We start from the raw sequence: 14,494 nt of genomic DNA on the forward strand, positions 1-14,494 counted from the left end.
GATCGCCTCGTCGTAGTCGGCGATCGCGCGGTCGAAGTCCTTCATGTTGCGGTAGGCGTTGCCGCGGAAGTTGAAGTAGCTCGCGCTGCGCGGCTCGAGCCGGATCGCCTCGTCGTACTCGGCGACGGCGCGCGCCCAGTCGGACTTGTTGTACCAGGTGTGGCCGCGATTGATGATCGCGGTGACGTAGTTCGGGCGCAGGCGCAGCGCCTCGTCGAAGTCGCGCAGCGCCCGGTCGTAGTCGTTCTTGTTGCGGTAGGCGTTGCCGCGATTGCTGCGGTAGACGGCGTTCTTGGGCGCCAGCCGGATCGCCTCGTCGTAGTCGGCGATCGCCTTGTCCCACTCGCGGCGATCGAAATGGACGTTGCCGCGGGCGTTGAAGTAGTCGTCGGCACCGGGCTTCAGCCGGATCGCCGCGTCGTAGTCGGCGATCGCCTTCTCGGATTCGCCCTTCTTGCGCCAGGCGACGGCCCGGTTGCCGAGCGCGACGACCTTCTTCGGATCGAGCCGCAGCGCCTCGTCGTAGTCGCGGATGGCGCGATCCGGATTGCCGGAGGCGTTGAAGGCGTAGCCGCGATTGTTGAAGGCGGTCGCGTTGGTCGGATCGGCGCGCAGCGCCTCGTCGAGATCCTTGATGGCCAGCGTGTGCTGGCCCTTCTCGTTGTAGACATAGGCGCGATTGGTGTAGGCCTCGGACCGCTCGCGGGCCGCGAGCTTGCCGGCCTTGTCGAGGATCTTGCTGCAGGCGGCGACCCGCTTGTCGAGGTCGCCGGTGCGGCAGGCGGCCCAGTCCTTCTGGCTCTGCGCCTCGGCCGGCGACGGCATGGCGAGGACGGCCGCCGCAGCGGCCAGAACGGCGAATGTCGCGAGACGCCGGCGCATTGGGCCCTCCCCGGAGAACGTCCTGTCACTGCGGGTCTCTCGTTCGACCACCGTCATAGATTCCGCGAGCCGCCCCCCGGATTCAAGCCCCGGCGGAGGTTTGTATGCGGGGCGGGCCGATCGGTTCGATCGACCGCCGGCGCGGCGCTCAGCGCGCCGGCGCGACCGTCAGCGTGCCGGCGCGACCGTCAGCGCGCCAGAACGACGTCGCCGATCAGCGAGGAGTGGTCCCACGGAAGCTGGCGTTGCCGCGTCGCCTCGTAGACGTCGGCCCGCACCCGCTTCATCACGGCGCCGATCTCCAGCCCCGGCGTCGGCAGATGCTTGAGCAGCGCCGTCGTGAACGGGCTGTTGCGGCCGTCGCCGTCGAGGGCGACGTTCTTGGGCTGCGTGGCGTAGACGATCATGGTGCCGACCGCGCTCTGGATCGGCGCCAGCCCCGACCCGACCGAGGCGGAGCGGGTGCCGAGCGAGCGGGCGAGCGTGCGGGCCAGCGGGTTGTCGCGGCAGGCGTCGAGGAAGACGAGGTTGACGCGGCGCTCGCTCTCCATCTGGGCCAGCACGTCGTCGATCGTGATGGTGTCGAGCGCGAGGTCGCCGGGCCGCTCCAGCTTGGCGTCGATCGGCACCAGGTAGTTCTTGTCGGCGACCTGCAGGCCGTGTCCCGCGTAGAAGAACAGGGCGAGGTCGGCGCGGTCGAGCTTCTTGCCGAACTCGCGGATCTTGCGCTCCATGCCGTGCTTCTCGAGGTCGATGCCTTCGACCACGTCGAAGCCGAGGCCGCGCAGCGAGCGGGCGACGTCGCGGGCGTCGTTGCCCGGATTGGGCAGGGCGGTGGCGTAGCGGTAGTCGCCGTTGCCGATCACCAGCGCGACCCGGTTTTCGCGCCCGACCGGGATGGCGGTCGACGGTGACGAAACAGGCGGTGACGGCACGGGCGGGGACGTCGCGGGCGGGCTCGGCGCGACCGCGGCGGTGGTCGACGGAGGTGTGACCGGCGTGCCGCTGTCGATCGCGGCGAGCCGGGCACGGGCCGTGTCGACGGCCCACTTGCCGCTGACATAGGTCCGGGCCGGAGCCGCGAGCGCGGCCCGGAAGCTGTCCCTGGCGCGGGCGAGGTCGCCGCGGGCCTCGTAGGCGAGGCCGCGGCTGGTCAGCGCCGGCGTCATCTCCGGCGACAGCCGCAGCGCCTCGTCGAGATCGGCGAGCGCGCGGCCGAGGTCGCCCTTCAGCCGGTACGCCTCGCCGCGGTTGCCGATCGCCACCGCGCTGCGCGGATCGAGACGGATCGCCTCGTCGAGATCGCGCAGCGCCCGATCGAGGTCGCCGCGCTGCCGGTAGACGAAGCCGCGGAGATTGTAGGCGATCGCGTCCTTCGGGGTGATCTCGAGCTCCTTGTCGAGATCGAGCAGCGCGCGGTCGAGATCGCCGCGGGCGATGTGGGTCTCGGCGCGGAAGTGATAGGCGCCGTCGTCGCGCGGATTGAGGCGGATCGCCTCGTCGAGATCGCGCAGCGCCCGGTCGGTATCGCCGGCGAGCCGGTAGGCGCGTCCGCGATAGGCGTAATAAGGACCCGAGCGCGGCTCCAGCCGGATCGCCTCGTCGAAGTCGCGGATCGCCGCGGCGTAGTCGCGCCGCCCTTGGTGGCTGTGGCCGCGATTGACCCAGGCGGCCACGTAGGTCGGCGACAGGCGGATCGCGGTGTCGAAGTCGACGATGGCGCGGTCGTGCTCGCCCTTGTGACGGTAGGCATTGCCGCGATTGTGGACGATCACGGCATCCTTCGGCGAGAGCCGCATGCCCTCCTCGTAGTCGGCGATCGCGCGGTCGTACTCCTTCTTGTCGAACCAGACATTGCCGCGGGCGTTGCGCAGCGGTGCGGACTTGGGGTCGAGCCGGATCGCCTCGTCGTAGTCGCGCAGCGCCAGGTCGTGATTGCCGAGGTTGCGATGGATGGAGGCGCGGTTCCCCCAGACGGTGGCGCTCTTCGCCCCGAGCCGCAGGGCGTCGTCGAAGTCGCGCACGGCGCGCTGGTTGTCGCCCTTGCCCGAGAAGGCGACGCCGCGGTTGTTGAAGGCGGCGCCGTTGGTCGGATCGAGACGCAGCGCCTCGTCCAGCTCGTGGATCGCCTGATCGTACTGCCCGCGCTCGTTATAGACCTGCCCGCGATTGTTATGAGCTGCGGAGCGGTTCTTGGTCGAGACCTTGCTGCCCTGCGCGATGATGCGTCCGCAGGCGGCGAGCCGGGTGTCGAGATTGCTCGACTGGCAACCGGCGACGTCGCTCTTGCTCTGCGCTCGGGCAGGACCGGAGCCGGTCAGCAAGACGGCCATCAGGACGGCGAGCAGGATGCCGGCGGAGAGAATCGAAAGAGCAAAACGATGTCGATGCATGCGGGCCCCCCGAACGCATCTCGTCACGTGATCACGGGCGGCGGCTGCGCCGTCCGGAGTGTCGGCTTCTCGGTCGGATGTTTCAAGTGCCGACAAGAATTAGTGCGGCTTCCCCCGAAGCCGGTTCACGCTCCGCTCATCCCCGCGAAGGCGGGGATCCAGAGCCACGTGCCGTGCCGCTCCTGCGTCGCCGCCTCCGCGGGGACGAACGGACGAGGTCGATTCAGCGGTCGTGGTTCTCGCGCAGAAGGGCGGCGCGGGCCTTCAGGAGGCCGGCGCGCTCGGCCTTCGAAAGCGTCGGGAAGGCGAGGTCGAGCGTCCCCATCGCCTCGACGATCGCGGCGACGATCACCAGCCGGGCGAACCACTTGTTGTCGGAGGGCACGACGAACCACGGCGCGTGCGGGGCGGCGGTCGCCCGGATCATGTCCTCGTAGGCGCGCATGTACGCCTTCCAGTGCTGGCGCTCGGCGATGTCGGCGCCGGAGAACTTCCAGTTCTTCTCGGCCTCGTCGAGCCGCTCGATGAAGCGCCGCTTCTGCTCCTTCTTGGAGACGTGCAGGAAGAACTTCAGGATCAGCGTGCCGTTGCGGGCGAGATAGCGCTCGAAACTCGCGATGTCCTCGTGGCGGTCCGCGAAGATGTGCTTGCCGACGAGCTGCGGCGGGAGCTTCTGGCGGGCCAGCACGGCCTCGTGGACGCGGGCGACCAGCACCTCCTCGTAATAGGAGCGGTTGAAGATGCCGATGCGGCCGCGCTCCGGCAGATGGATCAGACAGCGCCACATGTAGTCGTGGTCGAGCTCCAGCGCCGAAGGCTGCTTGAACGAGGTGACCTGGCAGCCCTGCGGATTGACGCCCGACATCACGTGCTTGATGGCGCCGTCCTTGCCGGCCGCGTCCATGGCCTGGAAGATCAGCAGCACCGACCAGCGGTCCTGGGCGTAGAGCTTCTCCTGCATCTCCGAAAGCTTCTCGACGCCGGCCGCGATGTGCAGCTTGGCCTCCTCCTTTTCGATGTCGAGGCCGAGCGTGTCGTCGGGCGCGATGTCGGACAGCGCGAACTTGCGGCCTTTGGTGATGCGGAAGGGGGCGATCAGCTCGGCGGCCCTCATGGGCATGGCGGGACACTCCGGAGGCGGGACGGCGGCCGGCCGGAGCGGCCGGCGCCGGGACATCATCGATACCGCGTCCGATCCGGTCGGGCAAAACGCGCGGCGGGGTGGTCGCTGGCGGACCGCCGATGGCGTGATCTCACCGGTCCGCGTTCGCCGGGCTATCGACCGCTTCGGCGAGCCGCCCGACCAGCTCGGGCATGCCGATCGTGGCGACCCAGCCGAGCTTGTCACGCACCCGTTCGGGCCGGCCCAGCGAGACGGCGATGTCGGAGGGCCGCTTGTGCTCGGCGACGGAGACGACGTGCGCTTCCCAGTCGAGCTCGAACGCCGCGAAGGCGGCCGCCGCGAAGTCCCGCAGGGTCGCGGCCCGGCCGGTGGCGACGACGAGGTCCTCGGGCGCCGCGGCCCGCACCATCAGGCGCATGGCATCGACGTACTCGGTGGCCCAGCCCCAGTCGCGGGTCACGTCGAGATTGCCGAGCGGCAGCGGTTCGGCGGTCTCGCCGGCGGCGAGGCGGCCCGCGATGCGGGCGGCGCCGCGGACGATCTTCTGGGTGACGAAGCGTTCCGGCCGCAGCGGCGACTCGTGGTTGAACAGGATCGCCGTGACGGCGAACAGGCCGAAGCGCTCGCGACAGGTCGCAACCGCCTGCTGGGCCGCCGCCTTGGCCTCCGCATAGGGACTGCGCGGCCGGAACGGCGTCGTCTCGTCGGCCCCCTCCGGCCCGGTGTCGCCGAAGCACTCGCCCGAGCCGGCATTGCAGAAGCGGATCGGCGCCGCCACGTCGCGGATCGCGTCGAGGAGGCCGGTGGTGGCGCCGAGGATGCTGTCGCGGGTCTCGCGCGGCGCTTTGAACGAGTCGCCGACCGAGCTCTGAGCCGAGAGATTGTAGACCTCGTCCGGCCGCACCGTCTCGAGCAGGCGCCGGACGCCGGCGACCTGCTCGGGGGCGCAGCTGTGGACCACGACGCGGTCCCGGATGCCGAGCCGGACCAGGTTGGCGAACGGATTGGCGGCGGCGTCGCGCGACGTGCCGTGCACGATCGTGCCTTCGGCCAGCAGCCGTTCGGCGAGGAGGCTGCCGTCCTGCCCCGAGATGCCGACGATCAGGGCGGTCCGGCTCATGCCGCCCGCTCCGGCCCGGCGCAACGCATCGACGAGGGGGCGGCCGGCCGGGGCCGGGACGCGGGACGGGCCGTGACTGCGATCATGGTTCGACTCGGCGCGACGGACGGCGCCGGTGTAACAGACCGTCACCGGCAGGAACAGCGCGCCCGACCGTCGACCATGGTCGATCGGCTCTCGTCATCGAGGATCAGGGGCGCGTCCACGGCAGCGCGCCACCAGGCGGGCGCTGCCACGGGGTCGCAAGGACGCATTGGTGGAAAACCCGGGCGTGCCGGTGTATCGGAACGCGCGGTCGCGATGGTTCCGCGTGTTCAATGGAATGTTGCCCCGGCTCGCGAAGTTGTTTCGAGTCGTTTCCCGAGACGTGAAGGAAACAGACGGAAACAAAAAACTGCGCCAGAACCCGGCGGAACATGCGTATGCGAGACGACCAACGGGGGCCCGAATGACCGACTCTCCGCATATCCTGGTCGTCGAGGACGATCAGGAGATCAGCCGCCTCGTCGCCCGCTATCTGCGTGCCAACGAATGCCGGGTGTCGCTCGCGGGCGACGGCCGCGAGATGGACCGGGTGATGGGGACGAGCCGGATCGACCTCGTCGTGCTCGACCTGATGCTGCCCGGCGAGGACGGGCTGAGCCTGTGCCGCCGGCTGCGCAACGCCTCCAGCGTGCCGGTGATCATCCTGTCGGCCCGCGGCGAGGAGGTCGATCGCATCGTCGGGCTCGAGATGGGCGCCGACGACTATCTGGCCAAGCCGTTCAACCCGCGCGAGCTGCTCGCCCGGGTGCGCGCCGTGCTGCGGCGCAGCGACTCGCTGCTGCGCGGTCCCGCCGGCCGGCGTCCGCGCGTGCTGAGCTTCCTCGGCTGGCGGCTCGACTGCGGGCTCGCCAAGCTGACCAATCCGGAGGGCGGGGCGGTGGCGATCACGGGCGGCGAGTTCGACCTCCTGCAGGCGCTGTGCGAGCACCCGGGGCGGGTGCTGTCGCGCGACCAGCTCCTCGACCTCACGCAGGGACGGGCGGCCGGCGCCTTCGAGCGCTCGATCGACGTGCTGATCAGCCGTCTGCGGCGCAAGATCGAGCCCGACCCGCATCACCCCGAGATCATCCGGACGGTGCGGTCCGGCGGCTACGTGTTCACGCCGGAGGTCGCCGTCGCGTCATGAGGCGCGCGCTCGCCCGGCTGTTCCCGCTCTCCATCGGCACCCAGATCGCCGGGCTGGTCCTGGTCTCGCTCCTCGGCATCCATGGCCTGCTGACGCTGCTGTTCTTTCTCGGCGATCGCGACGACGGGCGGGTCCGCGACGACACGGCGGCGCAATTCGTCGCGCTCGTGCGACTCGCCGAGGCCGATCGGGCCGGCCGCGACGCCCTGATCGCGCGGGCCGCGACCGCGTTCCCGAAGTTCGACCTGATGCGCACCGAGGCGGCGCCGCCGCTGCCGGGCCTCCTGCCGCCACCCGGTCCCAGGCAACCGCCCGGTGCCACGCCCGCGGCCGGCGGGCCGCCGCCCGCGCCCGGGTCGAGGGGGCTCGAACGCGAGCTGCGCGCCTTGCCGGCCGGCGTCACGGTCGTGGCCCTGGCGCCGGCCGAGCCGGGCGCGCCGCGTCGCATCACGGTGCGACTGCGGGACGGTACGGCCCTGTCGGCGACCGTGGCCCCGCGACGGCGGCCGCCCTTCGGCCCCCTGGAGGTCTCGATCCTCATCCTGGCGAGCCTGGTCACCGTGCTGAGCGGCTGGGCGGCGCTCGCCCTCACGCGCCCGCTGCGCGCCTTCGCCACGGCGGCCGAGGCCTTCAGGCCCGACGGCGAGATCGTCCCGCTGCCCGAGCGGGGGCCGCAGGAGATTCGGATCGCGGCGCGTGCGCTCAACGAGATGCGGGCGCGCGTTAAAGCGATGGTGGAGGAACGGTCCCGGATGCTGGCGGCGGTCGGGCACGATCTGCGCACCCCGATCACCCGGCTGCGGCTGCGCAGCGAGTTCATCGAGGACGAGAGCCTGCGGACGCAGGCGCTCGCCGACCTCGATCAGATGCGGGGGATGGTCGAGTCGCTCCTCGTCTTCATGCGCGGCGGCCAGTCGGCGCGGGCCCCCGTCATGGTCGACCTGACCGCCAGCCTGACCACGGTGTGCGACCAGTTCGCCGATCTCGGGCACGCCGTCACCTATTCGGGTCCGGACCACGCCGCGATCGTGGGGCACCCCGACGACCTGCAGCGGGCGGTGACGAACCTCGTCGACAACGCCGTGCGTTACGCCGGGCGGGCAACGGTCCGTCTGAGCCTCGCGGCGGACCGGGTCGAGATCGACGTGGAGGACGACGGCCCCGGCATTCCGGACACCCAGAAGGCCGCGATGCTGCGTCCGTTCGCGCGCGGCGAGAGCGCCCGCAGCATGGACGGCACCACCGGGTTCGGGCTCGGCCTCTCGATCGCCCAGGTGGTGGCGGCGGCGCATGGCGGCTCGCTCGCGCTCCTCGATGCGCGCCCGCACGGGCTCGTCGCCCGGATCACCCTGCCGCGCGACGCCAGCGGGTTGCCCCGGCCGGTCGGTCCGAAGGGCGGACACTCCGAGGTTCGGGGCACGATCGCGACGTCGAAGCCCGCATTTCCGGATTAAGCGCACCGCGCGCATACAACTAATGTCACAACCGAAACAATTCGACGGACTTCGGAAAGGCCGGAACAAGGGGTGGCGTGCTAGACCGCACTCATACGCCTCCGGCGTTCCCGTGGCCACGCGCGGGTCGAGAGACTGGCCCCTGCCGCCTGCTCCGGCGGGGGCCGGCTCTTCTCGTGCGGTCAAGACACGCCGTCGAGACACGCCATGCGCTCCCAGGCGAAATCCCCGGCTCACACTCTATACATAATCACCGCGTAGAAGGGGCGGACGGATGCGCAGCGCGCGTCAGCTGCGCACGCCCACCGACGGGCCGCGCACGCCATGCGGCACGGGCGGTCCGATGCGCCCGTATCGAAATGCCCGTCGGCTCGCCTGGCTGTGGGCCGGGTCCGATGATCGTTGCGGCTCCGTCCGGTTCCGTCGGGCCCCGGAGAGGAGGGGCTTGGCAAACCGCTTTCGACTCGTTAAATAGCCCCCACGGGCGTGCCGGCCCTTTGTCGGCGCGCCCTTGCGTGTTCTCGGAAAATCTGGCGGTACAGGACTCTGTTCCTTTTGGGCATCCGACGGGATCGATCTGAAGGGACCAGGGGACGGATCTGCCAACTCTCCGCGGCGCGCGGCCGTTCCGTTCGAACGGTTGGTCCTGTCCGAGACTGCAGGTGCTTCCGCCCGCGCCCCACGGCAACGGCAGACGCTTAATTCCGCTCTGCAAGGGCCTGCACAGACGGGGAAGATCGGTTTCGGGGGAGACCCCGTACGGTTCCGACTCGGGTTGACCCGACGGCGCGCTCGCGCCCGAGGGGGACAGGGCAAGAAGCGCCGTCCCGGTGCCGCTTCGCGAGAGGCGGAGCAGGGGCGGTCGATGCAACCGGTGGCCCTCGCGGCCATCAACCAGAGAGAGCAAGACGTGGATCGAGCGGCAAAGAAAGAGCTCGTCACGACGCTGAACGAGGTCTTCAAGGCCTCCAACGTCGTGGTCGTGGCTCACTATGCCGGCCTGACCGTCGCCCAGATGCAGACCCTGCGCAAGCAGGCCAAGCAGGCTGGCGTGTCGGTGAAGGTCGCCAAGAACCGTCTCGCCAAGATCGCTCTTGATGGCACCGACGCGGCGATCGTCGCGCCCCTCCTCAAGGGGCCGACCGTGCTCACCTACTCGGGTGATCCGATCGCAGCGCCGAAGGTCGTCTCCGACTTCGCCAAGGCGAACGACAAGTTCGTCATCCTCGGCGGAGCGATGGGGAAGACCGCCCTGAACCCCGACGGCGTCAAGGCCCTGGCCACGCTGCCGTCTCTCGACGAACTCCGCGCAAAGATCGTCGGCCTCGTGCAGGCCCCGGCGACCAAGGTGGCCCAGCTCGTCAATGCGCCGGCCGGCAAGCTCGCGCGGGTGGTTCAGGCTTATGCCAGCAAGGGCGAGGCGTGACGCTCGCCAACCCGAACTAGTCGAAACCAACAAGGACTGACTGCAATGGCTGATCTGCAGAAGATCGTTGACGACCTGTCGAGCCTCACCGTCCTCGAGGCGGCCGAGCTGGCCAAGCTGCTCGAGGAGAAGTGGGGCGTGTCCGCCGCCGCCGCCGTGGCCGTCGCGGCCGGCCCGGCTGCCGCCGCCGCGGCGCCGGTCGAGGAGAAGACCGAGTTCAACGTCATCCTGGCCGCCGCCGGTGACAAGAAGATCGAGGTCATCAAGGAGGTGCGTGCGCTCACCGGTCTCGGCCTGAAGGAGGCCAAGGACCTGGTCGAGGGCGCCCCGAAGCCGGTCAAGGAAGGCGTCAACAAGGACGAGGCCGAGAAGATCAAGGCGACCCTCGAGAAGGTGGGCGCCAAGGTCGAACTCAAGTAATCGTGAGCTTTGTCAATCGATTCCGTTCCTATATTGCGGAGTCGACGCCGTCCGCACGGGTGGCACGAGGTTTGCGTTACCCCGGTTGTGCCAGCTTCGCGGTGCGCCGGGATTGAATTGACGAGTGAGCGGTCCGGGCAAGCCCGGGCCGCCCGACCTTAACGGCGGGCGCGCGGACGAGTCGCGGGAGACGTCGCGAAGAGCCCCCCGGCATGCCGCTTCCGGCAGCGCTCGCATGCGCCCGGAAGCCCCCCGCGGCCATTTCGGCCGTCGGAGGAAGCGAGAGGCCACGATGGCAGAGACGTTCACCGGTCGTAAGCGGGTTCGCAAGTTCTTCGGCAAGATTCAGGAAGTGGCGGAGATGCCGAACCTCATCGAGGTTCAGAAGGCGTCCTACGACCAGTTTCTGCTGATCCAGGAACCGAAAGGCGGGCGGCCGGACGAAGGGCTGCAGGCCGTCTTCAAGTCGGTGTTCCCGATCTCCGACTTCTCGAACACGGCGCAGCTCGAGTTCGTGCGCTACGAGTTCGAGCCGCCCAAGTACGACGTGGACGAGTGCCGCCAGCGCGGCATGACCTATGCCGCGCCCCTCAAGGTGACGCTGCGGCTGATCGTGTTCGACGTGGACGAGGAGACGGGCGCCAAGTCGGTCAAGGACATCAAGGAGCAGGATGTCTACATGGGCGACATTCCGCTCATGACCAACAACGGCACCTTCATCGTCAACGGCACCGAGCGCGTCATCGTCTCCCAGATGCACCGCTCGCCGGGCGTGTTCTTCGACCACGACAAGGGCAAGACCCACTCCTCGGGCAAGCTCCTGTTCGCGGCCCGCATCATCCCGTATCGCGGCTCCTGGCTCGACATCGAGTTCGACGCCAAGGACATCGTCTATGCGCGCATCGACCGGCGCCGGAAGATTCCGGTGACGTCGCTCATGTACGCGCTCGGCATGGACGGCGAGGAGATCCTCAACACCTTCTACAGCCAGATCGTCTACAAGAAGACCAAGGACGGCTGGCGCGTGCCCTTCGACGCCAACCGGATGAAGGGCTACAAGGCGATCAACGATCTGGTCGACGCCGACACCGGCAAGGTGGTGGTCGAGGCCGGCAAGAAGATCACGGTCCGTCAGGCGCGCCTGCTCCAGGAGAAGGGTCTCAAGGCGCTGCGGATGACCGACGACGAGCTGATCGGCTCCTACATCGCCGAGGATCTCGTCAACGCCAACACGGGCGAGATCTACGTCGAGGCCGGCGAGGAGATCACCGAGAAGACCCTGAAGCTGCTCTCCGAGGTCGGCTACAAGGACGTCCCGGTCCTCGACATCGACCACGTGAACATCGGCGCCTACATCCGCAACACGCTCGCGGTCGACAAGAACATGCGGCGCGAGGACGCCCTGTTCGACATCTACCGGGTGATGCGGCCGGGCGAGCCGCCGACCATCGACACCGCGAGCGCGATGTTCCAGTCGCTGTTCTTCGACAGCGAGCGCTACGACCTCTCGGCGGTCGGCCGCGTGAAGATGAACATGCGCCTCGACCTGCAGTGCCCCGACACCATCCGGGTGCTGCGCAAGGACGACATCCTCGGCGTGATCAGGACGCTGGTGGATCTGCGCGACGGCAAGGGCCAGATCGACGACATCGACCATCTCGGCAACCGGCGCGTCCGCTCGGTCGGCGAGCTGATGGAGAACCAGTACCGCATCGGCCTCCTGCGCATGGAGCGCGCCATCAAGGAGCGGATGAGCTCGGTCGACATCGGCACCGTGATGCCGCAGGACCTGATCAACGCCAAGCCGGCGGCGGCGGCGGTGCGCGAGTTCTTCGGCTCGTCGCAGCTCTCGCAGTTCATGGACCAGACCAACCCGCTGTCCGAGATCACCCACAAGCGCCGCCTGTCGGCGCTCGGCCCGGGCGGTCTGACGCGCGAGCGCGCCGGCTTCGAGGTGCGCGACGTGCACCCGACCCACTACGGCCGCATCTGCCCGATCGAGACGCCGGAAGGCCCGAACATCGGCCTGATCAACTCGCTCGCCACCTACGCGCGGGTGAACAAGTACGGCTTCATCGAGGCCCCTTACCGGCGCGTCAAGGACGGCCGGGTCAGCGACGAGGTAATCTACCTGTCGGCCATGGAGGAGGGGCGCTACTACGTCGCCCAGGCCAACCAGCCGGTCGATGCCGACGGCAAGTTCACCGAGGATCTGATCGTCTGTCGCCACGCCGGCGACGTGCTGATGATGCCGCCGGACCGCGTCGACTACATGGACGTGTCGCCCAAGCAGCTCGTCTCGGTCGCCGCGGCGCTCATCCCGTTCCTCGAGAACGACGACGCCAACCGCGCCCTGATGGGCTCGAACATGCAGCGGCAGGCCGTGCCGCTGGTGCGCGCCGAGGCGCCGTTCGTCGGCACCGGCATGGAGGGCGTGGTCGCGCGTGACTCGGGCGCCGCCATCGCGGCGCGCCGCACCGGCGTGATCGACCAGGTGGACGCCACCCGCATCGTGGTGCGCGCGACGGAAGATCTCGACCCGACCAAGTCGGGCGTCGACATCTACCGGCTGCAGAAGTTCCAGCGCTCGAACCAGAACACCTGCATCAACCAGCGTCCGCTGGTGAAGGTGGGCGACTCGGTGGCGAAGGGCGACATCATCGCCGACGGTCCCTCGACCGAGCTCGGCGAGCTCGCCCTCGGCCGCAACGTGCTCGTCGCGTTCATGCCGTGGAACGGCTACAACTTCGAGGATTCGATCCTGCTCTCCGAGCGGATCGTGAAGGACGACGTGTTCACGTCGATCCACATCGAAGAGTTCGAGGTGATGGCCCGCGACACCAAGCTCGGGCCGGAGGAGATCACCCGCGACATCCCGAACGTCTCGGAAGAGGCGCTCAAGAATCTCGACGAGGCCGGCATCGTCTACATCGGTGCCGAGGTCCATGCCGGCGACATCCTGGTCGGCAAGATCACGCCGAAGGGCGAGAGCCCGATGACGCCGGAGGAGAAGCTCCTGCGCGCCATCTTCGGCGAGAAGGCGTCAGACGTGCGCGACACCTCGCTTCGGGTGCCGCCGGGCGTCCAGGGCACGGTCGTCGAGGTGCGGGTGTTCAACCGCCACGGCGTCGAGAAGGACGAGCGCGCGCTCGCCATCGAGCGCGAGGAGATCGAGCGTCTCGCCAAGGACCGCGACGACGAGCAGGCGATCCTCGACCGCAACGTCTACGGCCGCCTCGCCGAGCTGCTCGACGGCAAGACCGCGATCGCCGGCCCGAAGGGCTTCAAGAAGGACACCAAGATCGTCCGCGCCTCGCTCGACGAGTATCCGCGCTCGCAGTGGTGGCTGTTCGCCACCGCCGACGATCGGCTGATGAGCGAGATCGAGGCGATCCGGAAGTCCTACGAGGAGAGCAAGAAGGGCCTGGAGCAGCGCTTCCTCGACAAGGTCGAGAAGCTGCAGCGCGGCGACGAGCTGCCGCCCGGCGTGATGAAGATGGTCAAGGTCTTCGTCGCCGTGAAGCGCAAGATCCAGCCGGGCGACAAGATGGCCGGCCGTCACGGCAACAAGGGCGTGGTGTCGAAGATCGTGCCGGCCGAGGACATGCCTTTCCTGGGCGACGGCCAGCCGGTCGACATCGTGCTCAACCCGCTCGGCGTGCCGAGCCGCATGAATGTCGGGCAGATCCTCGAGACGCATCTGGGCTGGGCCTGCGCCGGCCTCGGCAAGCGCATCGGCGAGGCGATCGACGCCTACTACGCGCGCGCCGATCTCAAGCCGCTCAAGGAGACGCTCGACAACGTCTACGGCGACGACAGGACCATCCAGTCGCTGGGCGACAGCGAGCTCGTCGAGCTCGGCTCCAACCTGCGCAAGGGCGTGCCGATCGCCACTCCGGTGTTCGACGGCGCCAAGGAGCACGACATCGAGACCATGCTCAATCTCGCCGGGCTCGACCGCTCCGGCCAGGTGACGCTGTACGACGGCCGCACCGGCGATCAGTTCGATCGCAAGGTGACGGTGGGCTACATCTACATGCTCAAGCTGCACCACCTGGTCGACGACAAGATCCACGCCCGCTCGATCGGCCCGTACTCGCTCGTCACCCAGCAGCCGCTGGGCGGCAAGGCGCAGTTCGGCGGGCAGCGTTTCGGCGAAATGGAGGTCTGGGCGCTGGAGGCCTACGGGGCCGCCTACACGCTGCAGGAGATGCTCACCGTGAAGTCCGACGACGTCGCCGGCCGCACCAAGGCCTACGAGTCGATCGTGCGCGGCGACGACACCTTCGAGGCGGGCATCCCGGAGTCGTTCAACGTGCTGGTCAAGGAGATGCGCTCGCTCGGCCTCAACGTCGACCTGCACAACTCCAAGAACCAGCGCGGCCCGAACGACACCGCGGAGGCGGCCGAGTGACGGTTTCGCGGGCCGGGTGACACCCGGCCCTCCCGCCCCGCGGCCCCCCGCCGCGGCGCGGTGCCCGCGTGCGTTCGTCACGGGCGGTTTT

Annotated in this window: 9 protein-coding genes; 5 read left to right on the forward strand and 4 right to left on the reverse strand. The window is 69.0% G+C overall.

The window, feature by feature from the left end; translation table 11 throughout:
- From ABTU92_RS16500 to ABTU92_RS16515, 4 genes are all read right to left on the reverse strand, one after another.
- A partial coding sequence (locus ABTU92_RS16500; protein WP_408092521.1) for a tetratricopeptide repeat protein occupies positions 1-882 on the reverse strand: 882 nt, incomplete at its 3' end.
- Positions 883-1,070: 188 nt separating this feature from the next.
- Entirely contained in the window at positions 1,071-3,275 is a 2,205-nt protein-coding gene (locus ABTU92_RS16505; protein ID WP_408092523.1) for a tetratricopeptide repeat protein, read from the reverse strand.
- A 223-nt stretch (positions 3,276-3,498) separates the two neighbouring features.
- A complete protein-coding gene (locus tag ABTU92_RS16510) occupies positions 3,499-4,395 on the reverse strand; it encodes a polyphosphate kinase 2 family protein (RefSeq protein ID WP_408092525.1) in 897 nt (298 codons plus the stop codon).
- 133 nt (positions 4,396-4,528) lie between these two features.
- A complete protein-coding gene (locus ABTU92_RS16515; RefSeq protein ID WP_408092527.1) occupies positions 4,529-5,518 on the reverse strand; it encodes a GDP-mannose 4,6-dehydratase in 990 nt (329 codons plus the stop codon).
- A gap of 448 nt (positions 5,519-5,966) precedes the next feature.
- Here ABTU92_RS16515 and ABTU92_RS16520 point away from each other — a divergent pair, with 448 nt between their 5' ends.
- From ABTU92_RS16520 to rpoB, 5 genes are all read left to right on the forward strand, one after another.
- Positions 5,967-6,689, forward strand: a complete 723-nt coding sequence (locus tag ABTU92_RS16520) for a response regulator (RefSeq protein ID WP_408092529.1) — start codon at positions 5,967-5,969, stop codon at positions 6,687-6,689.
- A complete protein-coding gene (locus ABTU92_RS16525; protein ID WP_408092531.1) occupies positions 6,686-8,143 on the forward strand; it encodes an ATP-binding protein in 1,458 nt (485 codons plus the stop codon). The genes ABTU92_RS16520 and ABTU92_RS16525 overlap by 4 nt, the downstream gene beginning before the upstream one ends.
- Before the next feature lie 910 nt (positions 8,144-9,053).
- Entirely contained in the window at positions 9,054-9,569 is a 516-nt protein-coding gene (rplJ, locus tag ABTU92_RS16530) for a 50S ribosomal protein L10 (protein WP_408092596.1), read from the forward strand.
- A gap of 45 nt (positions 9,570-9,614) precedes the next feature.
- Positions 9,615-9,989 (forward strand): 50S ribosomal protein L7/L12, encoded by a 375-nt coding sequence (rplL, locus tag ABTU92_RS16535; RefSeq protein ID WP_272777753.1) that lies wholly within the window; start codon positions 9,615-9,617, stop codon positions 9,987-9,989.
- Positions 9,990-10,281: 292 nt separating this feature from the next.
- Positions 10,282-14,403: a DNA-directed RNA polymerase subunit beta gene (gene rpoB / locus ABTU92_RS16540; protein ID WP_408092533.1), complete on the forward strand. Its 4,122-nt coding sequence runs from the start codon at positions 10,282-10,284 to the stop codon at positions 14,401-14,403.
- Positions 14,404-14,494: the final 91 nt, after the last annotated feature.

The sequence above is a fragment of the Rhodoplanes sp. SY1 genome, assembly GCF_046000175.1.
Lineage (GTDB): Bacteria > Pseudomonadota > Alphaproteobacteria > Rhizobiales > Xanthobacteraceae > Rhodoplanes.

What these genes read in the sequence shown, in the direction of transcription:
- ABTU92_RS16505 (WP_408092523.1), bottom strand. Translation starts at nt 3,275, where the DNA reads ATGCATCGACATCGTTTTGCTCTTTCGATTCTCTCCGCCGGCATCCTG.
- ABTU92_RS16510 (WP_408092525.1), bottom strand. Translation starts at nt 4,395, where the DNA reads ATGCCCATGAGGGCCGCCGAGCTGATCGCCCCCTTCCGCATCACCAAA.
- ABTU92_RS16515 (WP_408092527.1), bottom strand. Translation starts at nt 5,518, where the DNA reads ATGAGCCGGACCGCCCTGATCGTCGGCATCTCGGGGCAGGACGGCAGC.
- ABTU92_RS16520 (WP_408092529.1), top strand. Translation starts at nt 5,967, where the DNA reads ATGACCGACTCTCCGCATATCCTGGTCGTCGAGGACGATCAGGAGATC.
- ABTU92_RS16525 (WP_408092531.1), top strand. Translation starts at nt 6,686, where the DNA reads ATGAGGCGCGCGCTCGCCCGGCTGTTCCCGCTCTCCATCGGCACCCAG.
- rplL (WP_272777753.1), top strand. Translation starts at nt 9,615, where the DNA reads ATGGCTGATCTGCAGAAGATCGTTGACGACCTGTCGAGCCTCACCGTC.
- rpoB (WP_408092533.1), top strand. Translation starts at nt 10,282, where the DNA reads ATGGCAGAGACGTTCACCGGTCGTAAGCGGGTTCGCAAGTTCTTCGGC.